We start from the raw sequence: 23,670 nt of genomic DNA, 5'->3' as shown, positions 1-23,670 counted from the left end.
GCGGGCACCGCACGCACCGAAGGCACGACGTCCACGACGTGTGCGAGCACTGGGGACCGGTCTGAAGGGCTGGGGCGGGGTCGCCGCGATGGCGGTCGTCTGCGCCCTCGCGGTCGCCTTCGCCCTGCTGCTGCCGCTGACCCAGCCGTCCGGCGAGGGCGAGAGCACCGGCGGCCCGGGCGTGGCCCACGGCGTCCAGGCGAAGGCCGAGACCGAACCCTGCGACGACCCGCAGATCAAGAAGGCCCCGGAGAAGCAGACGCTGTCCCCGTCGGGCGCTGACGGCGACACCATCAAGAAGATCAAGGCCCGCGAGGGCGAGAAGCGCAAGCTGATCGTCGGCGTCGACCAGAACAGCTACCGCTGGGGCTACCGCGACCCCAACAACGACGAGGGCGGCAACACGCTGGAGGGCTTCGACATCGACCTGGTGCACCGGATCGCCCAGGAGATCCTCGGTGACCCGAACGCCGTGCAGTTCAAGGCGATCCCCACCAACCAGCGCATCCCGGCGATCCAGGAGGGCCGGGTCGACATGGTGGTCCGCACCATGACCATCAACTGTGACCGGCTGGACGATGTCGCCTTCTCCGCCCCGTACTTCAAGACGGGCCAGCAGGTCCTCGCCCCCAAGTCCTCACCGATCACCGGCCCCGACGACACCCTCGCCGACAAGAAGGTCTGCACGGCGGCGGGTTCGACGGCCAACTCCGAGCTGACCCAGCGCCAGAAGGCCGGAAAGCTCCCCAGGACCACCGACATCACCTCCACCGTCGTCCCCAACCAGCTCGACTGCCTGGTGCGGATCCAGCTCGGTGAGGTCGACGCCGTGGTCACCGACGGCGCACTCGCCGCGAGCCAGGCCGCGCAGGACCCGACGGTCGAGCTCAAGGGCGAAGCCCCCTTCACCACCGAGTACTACGGCGTGGCGATGAAGCTCGACGCCGACGATCTGGTACGCCGGGTCAACCAGATCCTGGTGGACTACCGCAAGGACACCGCGAACGGCTGGCAGGCGTCGTACGACAAGTGGCTGTCGGCGACACTGGGCACGGACTCGGCGAAGTCCGAGCCGCCGGCTCCGGAGTACCTGCGCAAGAGCTGACGCGGAGCGAACCACCCACAACACGAACCCAACCCCGACAACCCAGCAGCGAGAGGTGATCGATGGGCGTCACGGGACCCCCCGGGCCGGTGATGGACCGGGACGAGGTGGACCGTGCGCTGGCGCGGCTCGGCGCGGAGTACGAGGCGATCGAGACCTCACTCCTCGCCCTGCAGGACCACTCGGGCCGCAGACTGCTCGAGGGCGCCGCGCTCACGGGTGTCACCAAGGACCGCTGGACGTCCGCGGATGCGTCGATCACGCTGCTGTGGGCGTACTTCGACGCGTACACGGACGCGTTGCGCAGCGCCCGGGAGATCAGGTCCCGCCGCCGCTGGTCCAGCCAGGGCGACCTGGCGGAGCTGACGGAGCTGCTGCGCGGCGAGTCGGTCACGGTGGCCGGCAGCGCCACGGCGACGGCCAACGCACCGACCCTGCACGGCAATTCGGGGAAGCTGAGCGAGCAGTTCAGCCTGGTCGCACTCGTCGACCGGATGAACGAGCTGTACGCGACGAGCCTCGACATGGTCGTCGCCTCCGACGCGGTGTGGTCGGCGCTGCCCGCGCGCATAGATTTACTGGCCGCGGAGCTCCAGCGCACCCGCAGGCTCGCGCACTCCGTCGGCGTCCGCCCGGGCGAGCACCCGGCCGGCGACGACCTGGAGCGCATCACGCGCACGCTGACGCATCTGCGTGAGCAGGTGGTGTCGGACCCGCTGGCGTACTGGCTGCCGACGCAGGGGAGTTCGGCACCGGGCGGCGGCCGGCCCGACACCACGGTGTACGACCGTGAGGCGCGCGCCCTGGAGGACGTGCGCCGGGAGATCGACGCGGTCCTGACGGTCCGTCAGGACGCCGAGCAGCGCCTGGTCAAGCTGCGTGACGTGCTGTCCCGTGCGGACCGTACGCTCGCCGAGGCCCGCATCGCGCGCGGCGAGGTGCTGGCGAAGATCGCCGCCACGGAGGTGCCGGTCGTCAGCGGACCGCCGACCGTGCTGCAGGAGCAGCTGGCGACGGCCGCCGAGTACCGCAGACAGGCCCAGTGGCACCGCCTCTCGCCGCTTCTGGAGTCCCTGGAGCAGAAGGCGGAGGACGAACTGCTGCGTGCCCGCGAGTCGTTGACCGCGGTCACCCAGCCGCTGGCGGTCCGCGCGGAGCTGCGTGGCCGCCTCGACGCGTACAAGGCGAAGGTCGCCCGGCACGGCCTCGCCGAGGATCCGTTCCTCATCGAGCGGTACGACGCGGCGCGCCGCATGCTGTGGAGCGCGCCCTGCGATCTGCGCGTCGCCGAACAGGCCGTCCTGCGCTACCAGCAGGCGGCAGCCGACCTGTTCCGCACCCCGCGGGTGCCGGAGCAGAGCGGGCCCGAGGACCGTAGGGGGGAGGCCCAGTCATGAGTGAGGCACAGCAGACCTGTCAGCGGCCCGGCTGCGGCGGATCGTACGAGGACGTGGGCGGCGGCGAACTGTACTGCGACACCTGCGGTCTCGCACCGGTGGTGTCGTCGAAGGGCATGGTGGGTTCCCCGCCGACCGGCATCACCGGCGGCGGCAAGGGCTCCCGCGGTTCGGGCAGCAGCAGTTCGCGCGGCAGCAGCCGCACCAGTTCCCGTACGTCGTCGCAGTCGTCGAAGTCCCGGCGCTCGGTGTCGGGACGCCTCTCGCGCGCCCTGTCGGGGCGTACGACGGGCCGCTCGGTGTCGGTGCGCAGCTCCGGATCCAGCACCAACACCAGCGCCCGCGGCCGGCTCGGCGTGGGTCTGGTCCAGGTCCCGGACGTGCCGCGGCCCGACCCGCGCGCGATGGTCCTGGAGAACCCGGAGGTCCCCGAGCGCAAGCGGTTCTGCTCCCGCTCGGACTGCGGGGCGCAGGTGGGCCGCTCCCGCGGGGAGCGCCAGGGCCGCACCGAGGGCTTCTGCACGAAGTGCGGGAACCCGTACTCCTTCGTCCCGAAGCTCAACGCCGGTGACATCGTGCACGGCCAGTACGAAGTCGTGGGCTGTCTGGCGCACGGCGGTCTGGGCTGGGTCTATCTCGCGGTGGACCGCGCGGTGTCCGACCGCTGGGTGGTACTGAAGGGCCTGCTGGACACCGGTGACCAGGACGCGATGGCCGCCGCCATCTCCGAGCGGCGCTTCCTCGCGGAGATCGAGCACTCCAACATCGTGCGGATCTACAACTTCGTCGAGCACCTCGACCAGCGCACCGGCTCGCTCGACGGCTACATCGTCATGGAGTACGTCGGCGGCAAGTCGCTCAAGGAGATCGCCAACGACCGCCGCACCCCTGCCGGCAAGCGCGACCCGCTGCCGGTGGAGCAGGCCTGCGCATACGGCATCGAGGCCTTGGAGGCCCTCGGTCATCTGCACAGCCGCAACCTGCTGTACTGCGACTTCAAGGTCGACAACGCCATCCAGACCGAGGACCAGCTCAAGCTCATCGACATGGGCGCGGTGCGCAGGATGGACGACGACGAGTCGGCCATCTACGGCACGGTGGGCTACCAGGCTCCTGAGGTGGCGGAGGTCGGCCCGTCGGTGGCGTCCGACCTGTACACGGTGGCGCGGACGCTGGCGGTCCTGGCCTTCGACTTCCAGGGCTACACGAACGTCTTCGTGGACTCGCTGCCGGACCCCGACAACATCGAGGTCTTCCGCCAGTACGAGTCCTTCTACCGGCTGCTGGTCCGCGCGACCGACCCGGACCCGGCCCGCCGGTTCGCCTCCGCGCAGGAGATGGCCGAGCAGCTGACGGGCGTACTGCGGGAGGTCGTGTCCCTTCAGACGGGGCGCGCCCGGCCCGCGCTGTCGACGCTGTTCGGTCCCGAACTGCGGGTGACGGACGCGGAGTTGTTCCCGAAGCTGGACGGCGAGGTGTCCCGGTTGGGGGCGCGGGTGGTCGTCACCCGCCGTCGTGCCCCTGCTCCCCTTCCGCAGCTCTCGGCCGGCGGCGGGGTCATCCCGACGCTCGGCAGCACCGAGTCCCTCGTCAAGACGGTGGGGACACCGGCCGCGGCGCTGGCCCTGCCTGTTCCCCGGGTCGACCCCTCCGATCCCAACGCCGGGTTCCTCGCCGGGCTCATGGCCACCGCGGCCGCCGAGCTGCTGGGGGCGCTCGGTGCCGCGCCCGCGCCCTCCGTCGAGACGCGGCTGCGGCAGATCCGGGCGTGGCTGGAGAACGGGGACGCCCACACCGCGCTGGAGGCCCTGCGGCGGCTGGAGGAGGAGCGGCCGGACGACTGGCGGGTGGTCTGGTACCGCGGTGTCGCCTCGCTCGTCACCGGCGATCACGAGGCCGCCGCGCTCGCCTTCGACGCGATCTACGACGCCTTCCCGGGCGAGCCCGCGCCGAAGCTGGCGCTCGGCCTGTGCGCGGAGGTGCTGGGACAACTCGACAACGCGGCCGAGTACTACCGTCTCGTGTGGTCGACCGACCCCAGCTACGTCAGCACCGCCTTCGGTCTGGCCCGCGTCCAGCTCGCGAGCGGGGACCGCACCGGCGCCGTACGGACACTGGAGTCGGTGCCGGAGTCGTCCATCCATTACACGGCCGCCCGCGTGGCCGCCGTACGGGCGCGACTGCGCGGACGCACGGCGGCCGCCGGTGACGTACCGTTCCTGGACGACCTGACCGCGGCCGCGGGGCAGGTCGAGGCGCTGGACGCGTACGGGCTGGATCCGGCGCGCCGGGAGCAGTTGTCCGCGGAAGTCCTCGGCTCCGCACTGGACTGGATACTCTCCGGTGGCCAGGGCGCCGCACCGTCCGCACGCCGGGTACTGCTCGGCAGCGAACTGGACGAGCGGGGACTCCGCTTCGGCCTGGAGCGTTCGTACCGCACGCTGGCCCGGCTGGCCCGAGGCGGCGAGGAGAGGATCGACCTGGTGGAACGTGCCAATCGTTACCGCCCCCGGACGTGGGTGTAGTTGATGTCGCAGATGCCCCAGCCGATCGCCCTGTCCAGGTGCCCGATCTGCGAGGAACCCCTCGAGTCGGGTGACCGTTTCTGTGGTGCGTGCGGATACGACCTGTCCGCCGTACCCGCCCCGCCCGACGACGATCCGACGCTCGTCGTCAACGGCTCGGGTCCGGCCGAGGGGGTCCCCTGGCCGGTCGCCTCCGAGCCGGCCGGTTCCGACACCCCGCCGGCCACCCATCTGCCGACGGACCTGGCGGGCACCGACTCCGGCGGCCGTGAGCTGCCGGCCGTGCCCGCGGCGGGTGCCCATGAGCTCCCGCCCACCGGTTCCCCGGTCTCCCCCGTCACCGGCGTGCGCTTCGACCGCCCGCCGGAGCCGGACGAGTACCCGCTCCAGGCTCCCGACCCGCGCGTCGCCCAGGAGACGCCGACCCCTGCGGAAGGTGTCAAGGTGTGCGTCGCCTGCCGTGCGGGACGGGTCGACCACGACGGCTACTGCGAGAACTGCGGCCACGCCCAGCCGCGCGAACGCGACCACATGGAGCAGGAGTCCGGCCCGATCGCCGCCGTCAGCGACCGGGGCCTGCGCCACCACCGCAACGAGGACGCGTTCGCCATCGGCAACGCGACCCTGCCCGACGGCCGGCCCGCCGCCATGGCGATCGTCTGCGACGGCGTCTCCTCGGCGACCCGCCCCGACGACGCCTCCCTGGCCGCGTCCCGCGCGGCGAGCGAGTCGCTGCTCGCCGCCCTGCCACGCGGCACCCACCCGCAGCAGGCCATGCACGACGCGATCGTCGCCGCCTCGCGCGCGGTCAACTCGTTGGCCGCGGAACCGGCCACGGCCCGTGAGCACGCCCCGCACCAGAACGCCCCGGCCTGCACGATCGTCGGCGCGATCGTGACGTCCGGGCTGCTGGTCGTCGGCTGGGTCGGCGACAGCCGCGCCTACTGGGTCCCGGTCGACCGCAGCTCGCTGCCGGCCCGGCTCACCGAGGACGACTCATGGGCCGCGCAGATGGTCGCCGCGGGTCTGATGAACGAGGCGGAGGCCTACGCCGACGAGCGCGCCCACGCGATCACCGGCTGGCTCGGCGCGGACGCGTACGAACTGGAGCCGCACACCGCTTCCTTCAAGCCGGACCGTGCGGGTGTAGTGGTGGTGTGCACCGACGGACTGTGGAACTACGCCGAGGCGGCGCAGGAGATGGCCGAGGCCGTACCGCTCGACGCGGCGGTGCGCCCGCTGCACAGCGCACAGGTGCTCGTCGGTCACGCTCTGGACGGCGGGGGCCACGACAACGTAACAGTGGCCCTCGTCCCGTTCCCCGCCCCGTCGCAGGGGGCAGGATCGGCCTGAGGCCGATTTCGGGGACGTCTCAGCGGATCGGAGGGGACCGGTCCGCACACAGTCATCACCTCACGACAACCGTGGGGTCTGCGAGGGGGATTCAGCAGGCATGGCCAATTTCTCGAAGTCCAACGTGCCGCAGTTCTCGATGGACGTGTACCAGAACGAGTACCTGCCGGAAGGCGCCCGCGAGGTCAACGGCATCGTCACGGTGACCGCGACCGGTGGCGGCACGATCGGCAGCGCCGTCGCGGCACCGCATCTGTTCACACCGGGGCAGGGGCCGGACGCGGCCGTGGCGATCATGGTCGACTGTTCGGGGTCGATGGACTATCCGCCGACCAAGATGCGCAACGCCCGGGACGCCACCGCCGCCGCCATCGACACCCTGCGCGACGGGGTGCACTTCGCGGTGATCGGCGGCACGCACGTGGCCAAGGAGGTGTATCCGGGCGGGGGCCGGCTCGCGGTCGCCGACAGCACCACCCGTGACCAGGCCAAGCAGGCCCTGCGCAAGCTCAGCGCGGGCGGCGGCACCGCCATCGGTACCTGGCTGCGGCTCGCCGACCGGCTGCTGTCCTCGGCGGACGTCACCATCCGTCACGGCATCCTGCTCACCGACGGCCGCAACGAACACGAGTCGGCGCAGGACCTCAAGGCCTCCCTCGACGCCTGCGCCGGACGCTTCACCTGTGACGCCCGTGGCGTGGGCACCGACTGGGAAGTGAGTGAAGTCACAGGTATCGCCTCGGCCCTGCTCGGCACCGCGGACATCGTTGCCGACCCGGCCGGTCTCGCCGCCGACTTCACACAGATGATGGAGACGGCCATGGGCAAGGAGGTCGCGGACGTCTCCCTGCGGGTGTGGACACCGGTCGGCACCACCATCAAGTTCGTCAAGCAGGTCGCTCCCACGGTCGTGGAGCTGACCGACCGGCGCACCGAGGCCGGCCCGCGCGCCGGGGACTACCCCACCGGTTCCTGGGGAGACGAGTCCCGTGACTACCACCTCTGCGTGGAGGTCCCGGCCGCCGCCCTCGGCCAGGAGATGCTGGCCGCCCGGGTCTCCCTGGTCGTCCCCCAACCCGACGGCACCGCGCAGAACTTGGGCGCGCAGGGTCTCGTACGGGCCGTGTGGACCGACGACATGGTCGCCTCCACGTCGATCAACCCTCAGGTCGCCCACTACACCGGCCAGGCCGAACTGGCACAAGTCATCCAACAAGGCCTCGATCTTCGCAAAGCGGGCGATATGGATGGAGCAACGGCCAAACTGGGCCGGGCCGTTCAGCTCGCGAGCGCCTCGGGGAACGCCGATACTGCGAAACTGCTTGCGAAGGTGGTGGACGTGGTCGATGCCGCGACAGGTACTGTGCGGTTGAAGGCGAAGGTCGCGGAAGCGGACGAGATGACTCTCGAGACGCGGTCCACAAAGACTGTTCGTGTAAAGAAGTGACCAGAAGTGACCTAGCAGGACCCTGGTAGGACAGAGAAGGAGAGGGGGACGCGCCGACATGCCGACCTGCCCGAACGGACACCAGTCGGGTTCCGACGACTGGTGCGAGGTCTGCGGTCACCGCATGGCTGGTGCCGTACCTCCGCCCCCGCCGCCGCCCGGTGGCGGTTACGGCTTCCCGCCGCCGGGTCAGCCCGGTGGGCGCCCGCCGCATCTGTCCGCCGTCCCGGACCACGAGCCGGAGCTCTGCCCGCAGTGCCGTACGCCCCGTGAGGGCGGTGCGCCGTTCTGCGAGGAGTGCCGGTGGAACTTCCTGACGAACACGGCCACCTCGTACACCCCGGCCGCCCCGCGCCCGCAGGCCCCCGGCCCGGGCGTCCGCTTCCAGGGACCGCCGCAGGGTTCGTCGTACGGCGCCGGTGACTCGTACGAGTACCAGGGCTCCCGCCCGTCCCAGATGAACCGTCCCGCCGAACCGATCCCGCCCTTCGGCAACGACCCCTCCGGCCCGGCCGGAGGCCCGCCCCCGCCGCCCGGCCCGAACGGCCCCGGAGGATTCGGCGGACCCGGCGGCCCGGGCAACCAGGGCGGCTTCGGCGGCCCCGGTGGCACCAGCGCGCCCGGCGGTCCGGGCGGCTTCGGCGGCCCCGGTGGCCCCGGTGGCCCCGGCAACCAGGGTGGCTTCGACGGCCCCGGCGGACCCGGCAGCACCAACGCTCCTGGCGGACCCGGCGGTTTCAACGGTCCCGGCGGAACCGGTGGCCCCGGTCGCCCTGGTGGCTACGACGGTCCCGGCGGACCTGGTGGCCAGGGAGGCTTCGACGGCCCCAACTCTCCCGGCGGCCCTGGCGGCTTCGGTGGACCTGGTGGCCCCGGTGGCCCCGGTGGCCCCGGCGGCTACGACGGTCCCGGTGGACCCGGCGCTCCTGGCGGCCCCGGTCGCCCCGGCGGTTACGACGGTCCCGGTCGGCCCGGCGGACCCGGCGGCTACGACGGCCCTGGTGGACCTGGCGGCCCCGGCCGTCCCGGCGGCTACGACGGTCCCGGCGGACCCGGTGCCCCCGGTGCCCCCTCCGCCTTCGGCGGCGACCCCTCGCGACCGGTGCCTCCGCCTCCCGGACCGACGCCGCCCGCCGGCCCCGGTGCGACCGGTGGCGCCCCCTCGGCCTTCCAGCCGTCCGGTCCCGGCGGTCCCGGTGGCTTCGGCGGCGGTGACGACGACTGGGTGATCTCCCCGCCGTCCTCCACCGCACCCGGCGGTCCCGGTGGCGGCTACGGCTACCCGCAGCCCGGCTCCACCCAGCCCCCGCCCGGCCCCGGTCCCGGCTACCCGCAGCAGCCCGCGACATGGTCGGCGACGATCGGTCCGGACCGCGAGTACTTCATGGCGATGATGCAGCGCTCCGGTCCCGAGGCCGCGGGGCTCAACCTGCCCGCGTACTCGCCCGAGCAGCAGCGCGCCCTCACGGGCAACCAGATCACCATCGGCCGCCGCCGGCACTCCACCGGCGACACCCCCGACATCGATCTGTCGGTGCCGCCGGAGGACCCGGGCGTCTCGCACCAGCACGCCGTGCTGGTCCAGCAGCCCGACGGCACCTGGGCGGTCGTCGACCAGAACTCGACGAACGGCACGACGGTCAACGGCGCGGAGGAGCCCATCCAGCCCTTCGTCCCGGTACCGCTCCAGGACGGCGACCGCGTACACGTGGGCGCCTGGACGACGATCACGGTCCGCCGCGGCTAGTCACGACGACGAAGGGGCCCGGCGCATTTCGCGCCGGGCCCCTTCGCCATGTCAGCCACCGAGCGGCCACGCGTACAGCCCCTCCCGATCGTCCGGCCACACCCACTCTCGCCCACCACCCGCACCGAGCCGCCGCTTCCGCCCCGCCGGCCACTCTCACCGCGCCGGCTTCCCTCGCCATGTCAGCCACCGAGCGGCCACGCGTACGGTCCCTCCGGATCGTCCAGCCACGCCCACTCGCGTCCGCCGCTCACCGTGATCCCGTACCGCTCCCGCAGCGGCCACCCCTCGCGCTCCCACAGCTGGTAGGCCTCCTGCGGATCGAGGCTGCCCTGGCTCAGCTCCAGCAGGAAGCGGAACAGCTCGTTCTCCCGGGCCCGGCGCGGCACCCCGCCGAGCCGGGCGGGCTCCGGCTCCGGGCGCCCCTCGCCCCGCAGCGGCACGAAGTAGGCGGGTGTGTGCAGGAAGCGGCCCTCGGCGTGCCCCGTGTCCCGGACGGTCAGCGCGACCAGGCCGGTGGCGAGGGGGGCGAGGATCCGGGCGCCGGGGGCGCACTGGGCGAGCCAGGCCTGCGGGATCGAGGTCAGGGTGCAGGTCGCGATGATCCGGTCGAAGGGGGCCCGCTCGGGCACCCCGCGCGCGCCGTCGCCGGTGACGACGAGCGGGCGGTACCCGGCGGCGGCCAGGTGCTGCCGGGCCGCCTCGGTGATCTCCGGCTCCAGGTCGATGGTCGTGACGAGGCCGTCGTCGCCGAGCCGGTGCGCGAGCAGGGCCGCGTTGTATCCGGTACCCGCACCGATCTCCAGGACCCGGGCTCCGTCCTCGACCTCCAGTGCCGCCAGCATCATCGCCATCAGCGAGGGCTGGCTGCTGGAGGAGACCAGCTCGCCGTCGCGCATCCGGGTGGCCAGCGGGGCGTCGGCGTAGGCGCCGCGCACCCAGCGCTCGCGCGTGCGCGGGTCGGGGCTCTCGCCCCACCGGCGCTCGTGGCCGCCCATGACGCCGACGTAGTAGTACGGCACGAACACATGCCGCGGCACCGCCTCGAAGGCCCCCCGCCACACCGGGTCGTCCGCCCACGCCCCGCTCGCGTCGATCCGGTTCACCAGCGCGGCCCGCGCCTCGGCGGCGACGACGTCCAGGTCCTTGTGGAGAGCATGCGCACCCATATGTCCACTGTCCTGCGGGACGGGTCCCGAAGCGAGCACCACAACCGACCGATCCGGAATTCCCGCTTCCCGCGGGGGAGGTCCGGGGAGGGGTCCTAGGCCTCAAGTCCTGGGCCACCCGTCTGAGACCATGGACCGGTGAAAGAGATTCCGCGCGGCACGCTTCAGGAGCAGACCTTCTACGAGCAGGTCGGCGGGGAGGAGACCTTCCGCCGCCTCGTCCACCGTTTCTACGAGGGTGTGGCCGAGGACCCGATCCTGAAGCCCATGTACCCCGAGGAGGACCTGGGCCCGGCCGAGGACCGCCTGGCGCTGTTCCTCATGCAGTACTGGGGCGGTCCGACGACGTACAGCGAGAACCGCGGCCACCCCCGGCTGCGGATGCGGCACGCCCCGTTCCAGGTGGACCGCGCGGCGCACGACGCCTGGCTGAAGCACATGCGGGTCGCCGTCGACGAGCTCGGTCTGTCCGAGGAGCACGAGCACACGCTGTGGAACTACCTGACGTACGCCGCGGCCTCGATGGTGAACACCGCGAGCTGACCGGCTGAGTCCCGGATTCCGGTCGTTCGACGCCGGATTCCGATCACGATCCGGTCAAGCCCGGTCCACAACCGCTTACCCGCCCCCACTGTCCTCTGACAACATCGCCGGGAGGTCTGGACAACACGGCGGGGGGCCGGGTCGGGGTGACGGGGTTCGGGGGATTCGCGCGGTTCGTCCTCCTGCGTGCGCGGGCGCACCGTCCACTGCTCGCCGCCGCGCTACTGGCGGTCCTGCTGACCACGGCGGTCCTGGCGACCCTCACCGCCTACTCGGGCGCGATCGGCGACGCGGCCCTGCGCCACTCCCTGACCGACACCCGCAACGCCGCCGACACCGCGCTGGTCGTCAAGGCCGACGTACCGGCCGAGGAGCGTACGGCCGCCGACACCGCCGTACGCGAAGGGGCGCGGAAGACCTTCGACGGACTGCCGGTGACCGTGCACAAGCTCCTGCGGTCGGGCCCGTACGCACTGCCCCGCTCGCTCCAACCCGCCGCCGAGCCGTCCGAGGACCCGGATCTGACGCACTTCGCGGCACTGGACACATCACAGGTACGGATCACCGCGGGCCGGATGCCCTCCGCCGTGGACGAGGTCGCCTTCCCGCAGAGCGCCGCCCGGCTGCTGAAGCTGAAGCCCGGCACCCGTCTCACCCTCGTCGACCGCCTGGACGGCCCGGACGTGCGGATCACGGTCGTCGGCCTGTACCGGCCGGCCCGCACGGACGCCCCGTACTGGCAGCTCCTGGACGATCTGCACGGCCGCGGAGTCAACAAGCTCGACTTCACGACGTACGGCCCCCTGCTCGCCGCCCCCGAAGCGCTGACCGACGGCCGGGTGAGCGCCGGGGCGTCGGCGTGGCTGGCGACGGCCGACTTCTCGACGCTGACGACCGGGCGCATCGACGCGCTGCGCGAGGCGGCCCTCGGCGGCAGCGCGGCGATGCGCGGCGAGTCCGCGCTGAGCGGCACGACGGCCGCGAACACCCAACTGCCCGCCGTCCTCGACCGCATCGACCGCTCCCTGCTCGTCTCGCGCTCCACCCTGCTGATCGTCGCGCTCCAACTGGGGCTGCTCGCGGGCTGTGCGCTGCTCCTGGTGGCCCGGCTGCTCAGCTCCCAGCGCACGGGTGAGACCCGGCTGCTCAGAGCCCGCGGCGCCTCCCGGCCCCGGGTCGCGGGCCTGGCCGCCACCGAGGCGCTGCTGCTCGCGGTGCCCGCGGTGACCTTGGCGCCCCTGCTGGCCGGACCGCTGACCCGGCTGCTCGCCGGACAGGGCGCCCTGGCCCGGATCGGGCTGCGTCTCGACGTGCCGGCCGGCGGACGGATCGGGGTGTGGCTGGTGGCGGCCGGTGTGGCGCTGGGCTGCGCCCTGGCGGTGACCCTGCCCGCGTTGACGTCCTCCTTCGCGACCGGCCGGGCCCGCGCGCTGCCGGGCGCGCTGCGCTCGGGCGCGGACATCGGGCTGCTGGTGATCGCCGGGGTCGCGTACTGGCAGCTCAGCGGACAGACCACCGGTGCCGTCACCGGAGACAGCTCCGGCGCCCTCGGTGTGGACCCGCTGCTGGTCGCCGCCCCCGCCCTGGCGCTCCTCGCCGGTACGGTCCTCACCCTGCGTCTGCTGCCGCCGCTGGCCCGTCTCGCCGAACGCCGGGCGGCCGCCGGGCGGGGCCTGGCCGCGGCCCTCGCGGGCTGGCAGATCGGCCGGCGCCCGGGCCGCGGCGCGGGCCCGGTGCTGCTGCTGGTCCTCGCCGTCGCGCTCGGCATGCTGGCGATCGCCCAGGGCGCCTCCTGGGACCGCTCGCAGGACGACCAGGCCGACTTCCGGGCGGGGGTGCCGGTGCGGGTGCTGGCCAACGGGCAGGACGACCTCGGCCGCACCGACGAGTACGCGGCCGTCGACCACGTACGACAGGCGGCTCCCGCCGTCCGCACGGATCTGCCGCTGTCCGGCAACCGCACGGCGGCGGTGCTGGCCCTGGACACCGCGCACGCCGCGGACACCGTGCTGATGCGCCAGGACCTGGCCTCCGAGCCGGTACGCCCGCTGCTCACCGGGCTCGGCCCGAAGGGCGCGACGGCGGGTGCGAGGATACCGGCGGGCACCTCCCGGCTGCGGCTGACGGCGACCCTGCGCGGCGCCTCCGCGGACACGACCGCCGATGTGACGGTGACACTGGAGGACCGCTACGGCACCCCCTACCGGGTTCCGGCGGGCACCCTCACCGGGGACGGCCGGCCCCACACTCTCGAACTGGCGGTCCCCTCAGGCCCGTTGACACTGACGGACGTGCAACTGGTCCAGCCCCTCCCCATCGGCCGAGCACAGCAACAGCGGCTGATCCTGGGCGGGTTGTCGGCCGTACGGTCCGACAGGTCCGTACGACGGCTCCAGTTGCCCGCCGACTGGACGGTGAGCTCCCTCGCCGACGGGATCGTCGAGAACGCGGACGGCAGCAATCTCCCCACCAAGCCGCGCGTGACCGGCTCGAAGCCGCCGACGGCCGCGTACGGCACCGGCTACATTCCGGCCGACAACCCCTATGTCATCGCCTCGTTGACCGTCCGCCTCCAGGTCGCCCAGCCCGCGCAGCCGCAGATCACGGCCGTCGCCACCGAGCGCTACCTCGCCTCGGCGGGCGCCGCGAAGGGGCAGCGTGTCGATGTGACGTTCGGCGGGCGGACCCTGCCCGTGCGGATCGTGGCGTCCGTGGAGGCGCTGCCGACGACGGTGAACGACGGCGGGGCCCTGCTGGTCGATCTGCGGTCCGTGAACCGGGTGTTGGAGGCGCGGTACGGCGAGAGCGTCACACCGACGGAGTGGTGGCTCCGGACGGACCGGCCCGCGGAGGTGGCGTCCACGTTGCGGGCCCGTCCGGACATGGACCCCGCGCAGGTCGTCGTACGGGACGAGATCGCCGAGGAGCTGCGCGACGACCCGTTCGGGGCCGGTCCGGAGGCGGCGTTCACGGCGGCGGCCGGGGTGGCGGCGGCGCTGGCCGCGCTCGGGTTCGCGGTGAGCGCCGCGGGGTCCCTGCGGGAGCGGGACCCGGAGTTCGCGGTGCTGCGCGCGCTGGGCGCCCCGCGCCGCAGGCTGGCCCGCACGATCGCCCTGGAGCAGGGCGTCCTGGTGACGCTGGCCCTGTCGGTGGGGGCCGTGCTGGGGACGGTGCTGGCGCGGGCGGTGATCCCTCTGGTCGTCCTGACGACCGAGGCGACGCGGCCGGTGCCGGGGGTGCTGGTCGAGGTGCCCGTCCCGCAGGTCGTGGTGCTGCTGGGGGCGGTGGCGGTGATGCCGCTGGTGGTGACGGGGGTGTTGGCGTTGCGGCGGGCGAATCCGGTGGTGGCACTGAGGGAACAGGGCGGTGAGTGAGATGAGGTCCAGGCCTGTCGTGGCCCCGTGGATCCGGACCCGGCTGCGCGCCGCCCCCGGTGCGGCACTCGCCCTCGCCGTCATGGTGGCGCTCACCGCGTGTCTCGCCGCGGCCATCCCGCGCGCGGTCGACCGGTACGAGGACGCGGGCCTGCACGGCGCCGTGGAACAGGCGGGCCCCGACCGGACGACCGTGCAGCTGTACGCGCAGCCCGAGTACGGCATCATCTCGGAGCACGACGTCCTCCCGGCGACGCTCGCCGACCAGTACGCGAAGATCCTCGACACGGTCCAACGGCCCCTCGTCGCCGACCGCGGCCAGTCGACGTACGGCGTGCGCACCGCCAACAGCGTGGAGGTGCCGGACCCCTGGATCCCGCAGCCCACCGGTACGCCCGCGCAGGTCACCCTGGTCGCCCAGCACGGCCTCGCCGACCACGTCCGCTCGGTCACCGGCCGGCTGCCGCGCGCGCCGGACCCGGTGACCGCGTCGACGCCCGAGGTGGAGGGGGCGGTCAGCGCGGCGACGGCCAGGAGCCTGCACATCGAGGTGGGTTCGCGGATCCACGTACCCGGCGAGGGCCGCGACCCGCTGGTCGTCCGCATCACCGGCATCGTCACCCCGAGCGACCCCGCGGGCGCCTACTGGTCGACCCATCCCGTCCTGCACCGCCCCTCCCTGGTCCCCCTCCCCGGGGCGAACGCGGAGAAGTACTGGCTCGGCGCCCTGCTGCTCGCCCCGGAGGCGGCCCCCGCGCTGCTGGGCACGCCCGGAACGCCTTGGCGGTACTGGCAGTTGGCGCCCGTCACGAACGCCCTGCACGCCTACGACGCCGAGCGTCTGAAGTCCGCGGTGGCGTCCCTGGAGTCCGGGCCGGCCCTCCAGAAGGTCCGTGAGGTGACCGGCCCGCTCACGGACGCGGACACCGACCTCGACGAGATCCTGACCGCCTACGACCGGCTGCGTGAGGGCGTCACCCCGCTGGTCGCCGTCGCCGCGGTCGGCGCGGGCACGGTGGCCGCCGTCGTCCTGCTGATGGCGGGCGGCCTGGCGGCCGACCGCCGCCGCACCGAACTCGCCCTGCTGCGCGCCCGCGGCGCGTCCCTGCGCGGTCTGGCGGGCCGGCTGTTCGCGGAGACGGCGACGGTGGCCGTCCCGGCCGGCGCCCTGGGCCTGACCGCGGCCCTGCTGCTGCTCCCCGAGGGCCGCCGGACGTACGCGCTCGCGGCGGCCGCCGCGGTCACGGCCGCCGCCTGCGCCGCGCTGCCGCTGCGCGCGGTGGTCGCCCATCGGGTCGTACGGATCCACACCGGCCGCGAGGACGTGGCGACGGCCCGGCCGTCCCGCCGCCGCACGGTCGCCGAACTCACCCTGCTCGTGCTGGCCCTGGCCGCGGTGGAGACCCTGCGCCGACGCGGCTCACAGGGCGATGAACTGTCGTACGTCGCCCCGGTGTTGACGGGGGTGATCGCGGCCCTGGCCCTGGTCCGCCTCTACCCGCTCCCGCTGCGCCGTCTGGCCCGCCCCGCCGGCCGCCTGCGCGGGGTGGTCGCCCATCTGTCCCTGGCCCGCGCGGGCCGTACGTCCGCCTCCGCGGTCCTGCCCCTGCTCGCCCTGCTCACCGCCCTGACGACGGCGGCCTTCGGCGGCTCGGTCCTCACCGGCGTGAGCGAGGCCCGTGACCACGCGGCGCTCCTCGCCATCGGCGCGGACGCCCGCGTGGACGCGAACGAGCCCCTGCCCGCCGCCCTGCCCGACCGGGTCCGCCGTACGCCGGGCGTGCGGGACGTGACGGCGGTGAGCATCGCGTACGACGCCCAGCTCGCCAACGGCCGGCAGTCGGCGCCGCTGGTGGGCGTGGACCCGGCCGAATACGCGGCACTGGCCGCCCGGACGGGCCTGGGCCCCTTCGGGAAGGGCGAGTTGACGAAGACGCGGGAGGTGCTGACCGCGGTGGCCTCCCCGACGGTGGCCGCCACCTACGGCACCCGCCCGATCCCCGTGCGGCTCCAGGACGGCACCACCTTCACCGTCCGCATCACGACGGTCCGGGACCGCACTCCGGCGGTGTCCGGCACGGAGTTCCTGGTCGTGAACCGGGCGGAGCTGCCCGAGTCGGCGGCCCGCCCGACGGCACTGCTCCTGACCGGCGCGCAGCTGGACGCGACGGCCCTGCGCAAGGCGACGGGCGGGGCAGGCCACGTACAGCTGAGGTCGGAGGAGCGTGCCCGTTACGTCGACTCCCCCCTCCAGTCGGGTGCCGAGGACATCTACACGGCCGCGGTCGCGGCGGGCGCGGGCTACGCGGTCCTGGCCCTGCTGCTCTCCCTCCTCCGTGCGGCGCCCGAACGCACCGCGCTCCTGGCCCGCCTTCGCACGATGGGCCTCACCCGCGCCCAGGGCCGCCGCCTGCTGATCCTGGAGTCCCTGCCCCAGGCGGTACTGGCCGCGGCGGGCGGCGCGTTGACGGGCTGGGCGACGGTGGCCCTGCTCTCCCCGGGTATCGACCTGACGACGATCGCCCTGGCTTCCGCCCCGTCGTCGGCGGGCCGCGCCGAGTTGAGCACGTCCGCCCTGTCCCTGACGATCCCGGCGGCCTCGGTGGTGCTGGTGACGGTCGGGGTGGCGGGGATACAGGCGTGGTGGTCGGGGAGACGGGGGTCGGTGGGGGAGCTGAGGGCGGGGGATGCGAGATGACCGTGTATCCGGATCCGCTCAGCCTGCGGGGGGCAGTCGTGCCGCTTGGGGCGGCTCCCTACCCGAGGAAAGGCGGCACCCCGTCGGCGCGGGCAGGCGAAACGCCCCCTACAGCAACCCCCACTCAGGCCGCCGAACCCAGGAGCGCCCAGTGACCACCAACCCCACCCTCGCGGACCTGACCACGCGCGCCACCACGGCCCGCAACGCCCCGACCTACGGTCACGACGCCCTCATCACCTGCGACCGCCTGGTCCGCATCTTCACCACGGACGGCATAGAGGTCCAGGCCCTCCAAGGCCTCGACCTCCTCGTCCGCGACGGCGAACTCATGGCCCTGGTAGGGGCGTCCGGCAGCGGCAAGTCCACCCTCATGAACATCCTCGCCGGCCTCGACACCCCCACCGCCGGCGCGGCGCGCGTGGCCGACCACGACCTCCTGGCGATGACCCCGAAGGACCGTCTCGCCTACCGCCGCAGGACCGTCGGCTTCGTGTGGCAGCAGACGGCCCGCAACCTACTCCCCTACCTGACCGCCGCCCAGAACATCACCCTCCCGATGCAACTGGCCACCAGGACCACCCGCAAGGCCCGCAAGGCACAGACCGAACGCGCCCTGGAACTCCTGGAGTTGCTGGACATAGCCGACTGCCGGGACCGCCACCCGAACCAGATGTCCGGAGGCCAGCAGCAACGCGTGGCGATAGCCGTGGCCCTCGCCAACTCCCCCGCCGTCCTGCTCGCCGACGAACCCACCGGCGAACTCGACTCCCACACCGCGGAACAGATCTTCGCCGCGTTCCGCACCGCCAACGAACACCTCGGCACGACGATCGTCATCGTCACCCACGACCAGGCGGTGGCGAGCGAGGTCCGCCGCACGGTGGCCATCCGTGACGGCCGCACCTCCACGGAGGTCCTGCGCCGCAGCGAGGTGGACGCGACGACAGGCCACGAGACGGTCGTGGCGCGCGAGTACGCCATGCTCGACCGGGCCGGCCGCCTCCAGCTCCCCGCCGAGTACACGGAGACCCTGGGCATGCGCGACCGAGTGGCGCTGGAACTGGAACCGGACCACATCGGCGTATGGCCGGACGACAGCGACCGCGCCTGAGGGGCAGGAGGCCGAGGACCAGGACACCGAGGGTCACGACGTCCGAAGGTTACGACGCTCAGCGCACGCTGACGTCCAGCGCCCCAAGTCCCGCCCGCCGTACGGCGATGGACCCGTAGGGCGTACGAAGTCGCAGCCACGCTCCGGAGGAGAGCAACGCCAAATCCCCGGTGGCGCGCAGGAACCCGAGGGACTGCGCCGCGTGCACGGCCCGCACCGGAAGATGCGTGTCCCCGACGGTCCGGGACCAGATCTCCCGCCCGATCCGGTCGAGTTCGGCGCGCGTACGCCCCTCGTCCGCCAACTCCCCCGTACGGGCCCTGAATTCGGCGACGCCCGCACCGACCATCGCCTGCAGCGCCTCGGGCGCGGGCAACCCCGGCACCGGCCGCCACCCGCCACGGGGCGGCAGCACCCCGGCCCACGGCGGTCCGGTGACCGCCCCCGGCACGACTGCCGTCGCGCCCGTCTCATCGACGGACTCCAGCAACTCCCCGGCGGACACGGTCGCGTCGAGCGTGGCGTCCAGCCCGTTCTCGTACGGCTTCGCCAGCCGCGCCGCGCGGATCGCCAGTACCTCGAAGGACGGCGGCCGCCCGAAGACGGCGAGCGCGGTACCGGCCGCCTGCAGACGCACCGCGGCCCCACGGTCGTAGTGGAGCAGCCTGGAGAGGAAGGCCGCGAGATCCGCCGCCTCCCCCTCGTCGGCGAGGTGGAGCACCGTCATGCGGCGACGGCCTCCTCCTCGTCGTCATCCCGGTATTCCTCCAGGAACTCCCGCTCCTCGGAGGTGATCCGACGCGGCCGCTGCGTCTTGAAGTCGAACGGCACTATGACCGTCGAGGCGCGAACGTAGATCTCGGCGCCGTCCTTCACCTCGTAGGAAAGGGTGAAGGACGCCGCCCTTATCTCGGTCACCCACAGCTCGATGTCCACGGGCGTGTGCCGGTGGACGAGCTGCCGCTTGTAGTCGATCTCATGGCGCGCCACCACGGACCCCTGCTTGAAGTCCTTCTCCGGGCGGAACAGGAAGTCGATACGGGCTTCCTCCAGGTAGCGGAGGAAGACCACGTTGTTCACGTGGCCGTACGCGTCCATGTCCGCCCAGCGCAGCGGGCAGTGGTAGATGTGCCGCAAGATCGATCAGCCCCGGGTCAGCTTCTTGTAGGTGGCGCGGTGCGGACGCGCGGCCTCGGCGCCCAGCCGCTCGATCTTGTTCTTCTCGTACGACTCGAAGTTGCCCTCGAACCAGTACCACTTGGACTCACCCTCGTACGCGAGGATGTGGGTCGCGACCCGGTCCAGGAACCAGCGGTCGTGGGAGATGACCACAGCCGCGCCCGGGAACTCGAGCAGAGCGTTCTCGAGCGAGGACAGGGTCTCGACGTCGAGGTCGTTGGTGGGCTCGTCGAGGAGCAGCAGGTTGCCGCCCTCCTTGAGCGTGAGCGCCAGGTTCAGACGGTTGCGCTCACCACCGGACAGGACGCCGGCCGGCTTCTGCTGGTCCGGACCCTTGAAGCCGAAGGCGGAGACATAGGCCCGCGACGGCATCTCGACCTGGCCCACGTTGATGTAGTCCAGCTCGTCCGAGACCACGGCCCACAGGGTCTTCTTGGGGTCGATGTTGGCACGGCTCTGATCGACGTAGCTGATCTTGACCGTGTCGCCGATCTTGACCGAACCGGAGTCCGCGGGCTCAAGACCCTGGATCATCTTGAACAGCGTGGTCTTGCCCGCGCCGTTCGGGCCGATGATGCCGACGATGCCGTTGCGCGGCAGCGTGAACGAGAGGTCGTCGACCAGGACCTTGTCGCCGAACGCCTTCGAGAGGTTGTTGACCTCGACGACGATGGAGCCCAGACGCGGGCCCGGCGGGATCTGGATCTCCTCGAAGTCCAGCTTCCGCATCTTCTCGGCCTCGGCCGCCATTTCCTCGTAACGGGCGAGGCGGGCCTTGGACTTGGTCTGGCGGCCCTTGGCGTTGGAGCGGACCCACTCCAGCTCTTCCTTGAGGCGCTTGGCGCGCTTCTCGTCCTTGCGGCCCTCGACCTTGAGACGAGTGGCCTTCTTCTCCAGGTACGTGGAGTAGTTGCCCTCGTAGGGGATCGCGCGACCGCGGTCGAGCTCGAGGATCCACTCGGCGACGTTGTTCAGGAAGTACCGGTCGTGAGTGACGGCGACGACAGCGCCCGCGTACTTCGAGAGGTGCTGCTCCAGCCAGTTCACCGACTCGGCGTCGAGGTGGTTGGTGGGCTCGTCGAGGAGGAGCAGGTCCGGGGCCTCGATCAGCAGCTTGCAGAGCGCGACACGGCGCTTCTCGCCACCGGAGAGGTTGGTGACGGGCCAGTCGCCGGGCGGGCAGCCCAGCGCCTCCATGGCCTGCTCCAGCTGTGCGTCCAGGTCCCAGGCGTTGGCGTGGTCCAGGTCCTCCTGGAGCTTGCCCATCTCGTCCATGAGCGCGTCCGAGTAGTCGGTCGCCATGAGCTCGGCGACCTCGTTGAAGCGCGTGAGCTTGCCCATGATCTCGGCGGCGCCGTCCTGGACGTTCTCCAGGACCGTCTTGGACTCGTCGAGCTTCGGCTCCTGCATGAGGATGCCGACGCTGAAGCCGGGCGACAGGAACGCGTCACCGTTGGAAGGCTGCTCGAGCCCCGCCATGATCTTCAGAACGGTGGACTTACCGGCACCGTTCGGCCCGACCACACCGATCTTCGCGCCGGGCAGGAAGCTCAGCGTCACGTCGTCAAGGATGACCTTGTCGCCGTGCGCTTTGCGCGTCTTGCGCATGGTGTAGATGTACTCAGCCAAGAGAAACCGTCCGGCAGCTTGAAATCTGGCAGTGGGCAGATACACCCCATCTTGCCTGACGTCCACCCTCGGGTGGTAACCCGTATGGGCGGGCGGCCATGACCTGGGGCTTCATGACCGGCCTCGGTGACTCGACCGTGACTGCACGTGACGGCCACCGTCGCACCGGCACCGCGGCTCAGTCCTGCGTCGGCGTCTTCTTCCGGCGGACGAGCACCAGTGCCGCCCCGCCGATCACCACCAGAGCGATGGCCACCCCCGCGATCACCGGCGTCGCGCCGGAGCTGCCGGTCTCGGCCAGGTTCGTGCCGGCGGCACCGCCCACCGTCATCGGGCTCGGCTCGCTGAGGGTCTGGACCGCGTCCCCGGTCTCGGCGCCCTGCGTCTGGCAGTCGAGGACGCCGGTGAAGCGCTTGTCGAGGCCGCCGGGGCCCGTGATGGTGAAGTCGTACGCCTGGTCCTCCTGGAGCGGGATCGTCACCGTCTGCGACTCGCCCGCCGGGATGCTGTGCTCGACGCCCAGCAGCTCGAAGGTGAAGGCCGCGTCGCCCTCGTTGGTCGCGGTGATGTCCACGCCGCCCCCGGCGCAGTTCTTCACCGCGGACAGCGCGGTTATCGCGCCCTGGTCCGCCCACGTCGCGCTCGCCGTCGCCGAGACGGTCGACTCGCTGGAGCCGGCCAGGATCTGCGTCTGGCTCCGGCTCTCGGAGGCGAAGGCACGGCCCACCGGCACGGTGGTGGAGGCCTGCACGGTCAGTTCGGCCGAGCCGGCCGCCGCGTCCTCGGGCACGTCGAAGAACAGCTCGGCGCCACTCTTCGCCGACGTCAGCGGCTTGCCGTCCTTGCCCACGACCCGCACCCCGCTCGTCTCGGCGTCCGCCGGCGGCGTCACCGTCACGCTGTCCGCGTCGGTACGCACCGTCACCGGACCAAGCAGACCGCCGGGGCGGCCGGAGACCGCGGCGGGGTCGAGGGTCAGCGACGCCCTGGGCTCCGCCAGGTCACGGGCGCTCTTCTGGAGGTAGTCCGCGAGCTTCTCGGCCTGCGGGTCGACGGCGTCGACGTCCGCGGCGTCCGAGTAGCGCCAGATGGCGACCTGCGTACCGGCCGCCGCGTCCTGCTCGGTGAGGCCGCCGCCGACACCCGCCTTGGCGGCGAGCGCCGCGAGGTCGTTCACCTGCGGGTAGGAGTTCTGCAGGATCCAGCGGATCCTGCCCGCGTCCTTGTTGACGCCCAGCGAGGTCCCGCTCCAGGGCGTCTCGTGGTACTCGGCGTCCTGCTGCGTGGGGTTGTGGAGGTCGACGCAGTACGTCTGCAGGGTGCCGCCGCCGTCGACGGACATCTCGAACAGGCCCGCCGACACCTCCAGGTCCCCGGAGTCGTCGTGGATGACGGCCGCGCCGTACGTCTTCAGACCACCCATGGTGGCGGTCGCTCCACCCTGGTTCTGCGCCGTCGCGTCAGCGGCGGCGGCCGTGCCGGCACCGGCCGTCAGCACGCCGGCCGCGACAAGCCCGGACACCAGCGTCGCGGCGGCGCCGCGGACCGCCCCTCGCCTGCACGCGGACAACAACGCAGAAAACACAGAATTCCCCTTCGAGCAGGACCCGTTGACGTGGGGGAACGGTCCCACCAGCAGAATCAGCAGCCCCTGGAGCTATGCCCGGCATCCTAGGTACGTGCTCGCACCACGGTTCCCGGTGATGCACTCGGGCGACCGATCCGACTCGGAATCGTTATCGCCAAGATCGCCTGCGAGCAGGGCTTATCGACAAATCCACCGGGTCGTTCGGTGCGCATTCGCCGATAAGCCGCAGTTCGGTCGGCTGACGTCAGGTCACCGCGGCGATCTCCGGCTCGCGTCGAGCCTCACTGTCGTCGACGGGCGTCTCCCAGCTGGGCTCGGGCCGGGACGGCACACCGGTCGTCTCGGGTTTCGGCTCGCGCCGGAACATGGACGTGCCCCGCGCCATGTCGTGCCCGATCGCCACGGCGTCGATGTCCGCCGAGGTCCAGTTCTTCCCGTCGTGCACATCCGTACGGATCTTCAGCCGGCCGTGCACGATGACGGGCTCCCCCACCGAGAGACAGGCCGCCACGTTCGCGGCGAGCTGCCGATTGGCCCACACCGTGAAGAAGTTGGTGTGACCGTCCTTCCACTCGTTCTTCTCACGGTCCAGATAGCGTGCGGTCACCGCCATCCGGAACCGCGCCGACGAACCGTTCTCCGTCTCCCGGAACACCGGTTGCGTCGCCACGTTCCCCACTACACCGACGATCGTCTCGTTCATCTCGAACCCCTCCCGGATACGCCGAACGGGCCCGTCCCGTACGGCTGCGTCTGCTGTGCCGACCGCATCCGTCGCGATCGCCGTGAAGCCAGACTGCCT

General features: G+C 72.4%; 16 protein-coding genes. 10 read left to right on the top strand and 6 right to left on the bottom strand.

Features of this window, described 5'->3' with window-relative positions:
- Positions 1-49: 49 nt before the first annotated feature.
- The 6 genes from ACWD3I_RS01945 to ACWD3I_RS01920 all read left to right on the top strand — a co-directional run bounded on the left by ACWD3I_RS01945 (position 50) and on the right by ACWD3I_RS01920 (position 9,574).
- Entirely contained in the window at positions 50-1,105 is a 1,056-nt protein-coding gene (locus ACWD3I_RS01945) for a glutamate ABC transporter substrate-binding protein (RefSeq protein ID WP_451084022.1), read from the top strand.
- Between the two features lie 62 nt (positions 1,106-1,167).
- Positions 1,168-2,502 carry a hypothetical protein gene (locus ACWD3I_RS01940; RefSeq protein WP_365394326.1) on the top strand — a complete coding sequence of 445 codons (1,335 nt, stop codon included), beginning with the start codon at positions 1,168-1,170 and terminating at the stop codon, positions 2,500-2,502.
- The gene (locus ACWD3I_RS01935) at positions 2,499-5,027 is read left to right on the top strand and encodes a serine/threonine-protein kinase (RefSeq protein WP_365394325.1); all 2,529 of its coding nucleotides are present in this window, start codon (positions 2,499-2,501) and stop codon (positions 5,025-5,027) included. Before ACWD3I_RS01940 ends, ACWD3I_RS01935 begins: the two co-directional genes overlap by 4 nt.
- Complete coding sequence (locus ACWD3I_RS01930; protein ID WP_365394324.1) at positions 5,028-6,380, top strand: PP2C family serine/threonine-protein phosphatase; 1,353 nt, start codon at positions 5,028-5,030, stop codon at positions 6,378-6,380.
- 100 nt (positions 6,381-6,480) lie between these two features.
- Entirely contained in the window at positions 6,481-7,827 is a 1,347-nt protein-coding gene (locus tag ACWD3I_RS01925; RefSeq protein WP_365394323.1) for a vWA domain-containing protein, read from the top strand.
- Between the two features lie 58 nt (positions 7,828-7,885).
- Positions 7,886-9,574, top strand: a complete 1,689-nt coding sequence (locus ACWD3I_RS01920) for an FHA domain-containing protein (protein ID WP_365394322.1) — start codon at positions 7,886-7,888, stop codon at positions 9,572-9,574.
- A gap of 182 nt (positions 9,575-9,756) precedes the next feature.
- Here the strand turns inward: ACWD3I_RS01920 and ACWD3I_RS01915 are convergent, their stop codons facing one another.
- Positions 9,757-10,743: a methyltransferase domain-containing protein gene (locus tag ACWD3I_RS01915; protein WP_365394321.1), complete on the bottom strand. Its 987-nt coding sequence runs from the start codon at positions 10,741-10,743 to the stop codon at positions 9,757-9,759.
- A gap of 138 nt (positions 10,744-10,881) precedes the next feature.
- On the opposite strand from ACWD3I_RS01915, the gene ACWD3I_RS01910 reads away from it, so the two are divergent.
- The 4 genes from ACWD3I_RS01910 to ACWD3I_RS01895 all read left to right on the top strand — a co-directional run bounded on the left by ACWD3I_RS01910 (position 10,882) and on the right by ACWD3I_RS01895 (position 18,472).
- The gene (locus ACWD3I_RS01910; RefSeq protein WP_365394320.1) at positions 10,882-11,286 is read left to right on the top strand and encodes a globin; all 405 of its coding nucleotides are present in this window, start codon (positions 10,882-10,884) and stop codon (positions 11,284-11,286) included.
- A gap of 146 nt (positions 11,287-11,432) precedes the next feature.
- Complete coding sequence (locus tag ACWD3I_RS01905) at positions 11,433-14,660, top strand: ABC transporter permease (protein WP_365394319.1); 3,228 nt, start codon at positions 11,433-11,435, stop codon at positions 14,658-14,660.
- A gap of 1 nt (position 14,661) precedes the next feature.
- On the top strand, positions 14,662-17,358 hold the full coding sequence (locus ACWD3I_RS01900) for an FtsX-like permease family protein (RefSeq protein ID WP_365394318.1): 2,697 nt from the start codon (positions 14,662-14,664) through the stop codon (positions 17,356-17,358).
- 151 nt (positions 17,359-17,509) lie between these two features.
- Entirely contained in the window at positions 17,510-18,472 is a 963-nt protein-coding gene (locus tag ACWD3I_RS01895) for an ABC transporter ATP-binding protein (protein ID WP_365394317.1), read from the top strand.
- A 58-nt stretch (positions 18,473-18,530) separates the two neighbouring features.
- Here ACWD3I_RS01895 and ACWD3I_RS01890 read toward each other — a convergent pair whose 3' ends face one another.
- The 5 genes from ACWD3I_RS01890 to ACWD3I_RS01870 all read right to left on the bottom strand — a co-directional run bounded on the left by ACWD3I_RS01890 (position 18,531) and on the right by ACWD3I_RS01870 (position 23,571).
- Positions 18,531-19,199, bottom strand: coding sequence for a hypothetical protein (locus ACWD3I_RS01890; RefSeq protein ID WP_365394316.1), 669 nt, complete (start codon positions 19,197-19,199; stop codon positions 18,531-18,533).
- The gene (locus ACWD3I_RS01885; protein WP_365394315.1) at positions 19,196-19,609 is read right to left on the bottom strand and encodes an acyl-CoA thioesterase; all 414 of its coding nucleotides are present in this window, start codon (positions 19,607-19,609) and stop codon (positions 19,196-19,198) included. Before ACWD3I_RS01885 ends, ACWD3I_RS01890 begins: the two co-directional genes overlap by 4 nt.
- Before the next feature lie 6 nt (positions 19,610-19,615).
- A complete protein-coding gene (gene ettA / locus ACWD3I_RS01880; protein ID WP_365394314.1) occupies positions 19,616-21,280 on the bottom strand; it encodes an energy-dependent translational throttle protein EttA in 1,665 nt (554 codons plus the stop codon).
- Between the two features lie 178 nt (positions 21,281-21,458).
- On the bottom strand, positions 21,459-22,850 hold the full coding sequence (locus tag ACWD3I_RS01875; protein ID WP_365394313.1) for a Cys-Gln thioester bond-forming surface protein: 1,392 nt from the start codon (positions 22,848-22,850) through the stop codon (positions 21,459-21,461).
- Between the two features lie 262 nt (positions 22,851-23,112).
- Positions 23,113-23,571 carry a single-stranded DNA-binding protein gene (locus ACWD3I_RS01870; protein WP_365394312.1) on the bottom strand — a complete coding sequence of 153 codons (459 nt, stop codon included), beginning with the start codon at positions 23,569-23,571 and terminating at the stop codon, positions 23,113-23,115.
- Positions 23,572-23,670: the final 99 nt, after the last annotated feature.

The sequence above is a fragment of the Streptomyces sp. NPDC002817 genome (genome assembly GCF_053592055.1).
Note: the sequence above shows the minus strand (reverse complement) of the source record. Positions and strands in the feature narration are given on the sequence as shown.

Coding starts and splice junctions, on each gene's coding strand:
- ACWD3I_RS01920 (WP_365394322.1), top strand. CDS start 7,886: ATGCCGACCTGCCCGAACGGACACCAGTCGGGTTCCGACGACTGGTGC.
- ACWD3I_RS01900 (WP_365394318.1), top strand. CDS start 14,662: ATGAGGTCCAGGCCTGTCGTGGCCCCGTGGATCCGGACCCGGCTGCGC.
- ACWD3I_RS01935 (WP_365394325.1), top strand. CDS start 2,499: ATGAGTGAGGCACAGCAGACCTGTCAGCGGCCCGGCTGCGGCGGATCG.
- ACWD3I_RS01890 (WP_365394316.1), bottom strand. CDS start 19,199: ATGACGGTGCTCCACCTCGCCGACGAGGGGGAGGCGGCGGATCTCGCG.
- ACWD3I_RS01915 (WP_365394321.1), bottom strand. CDS start 10,743: ATGGGTGCGCATGCTCTCCACAAGGACCTGGACGTCGTCGCCGCCGAG.
- ACWD3I_RS01925 (WP_365394323.1), top strand. CDS start 6,481: ATGGCCAATTTCTCGAAGTCCAACGTGCCGCAGTTCTCGATGGACGTG.
- ACWD3I_RS01870 (WP_365394312.1), bottom strand. CDS start 23,571: ATGAACGAGACGATCGTCGGTGTAGTGGGGAACGTGGCGACGCAACCG.
- ACWD3I_RS01940 (WP_365394326.1), top strand. CDS start 1,168: ATGGGCGTCACGGGACCCCCCGGGCCGGTGATGGACCGGGACGAGGTG.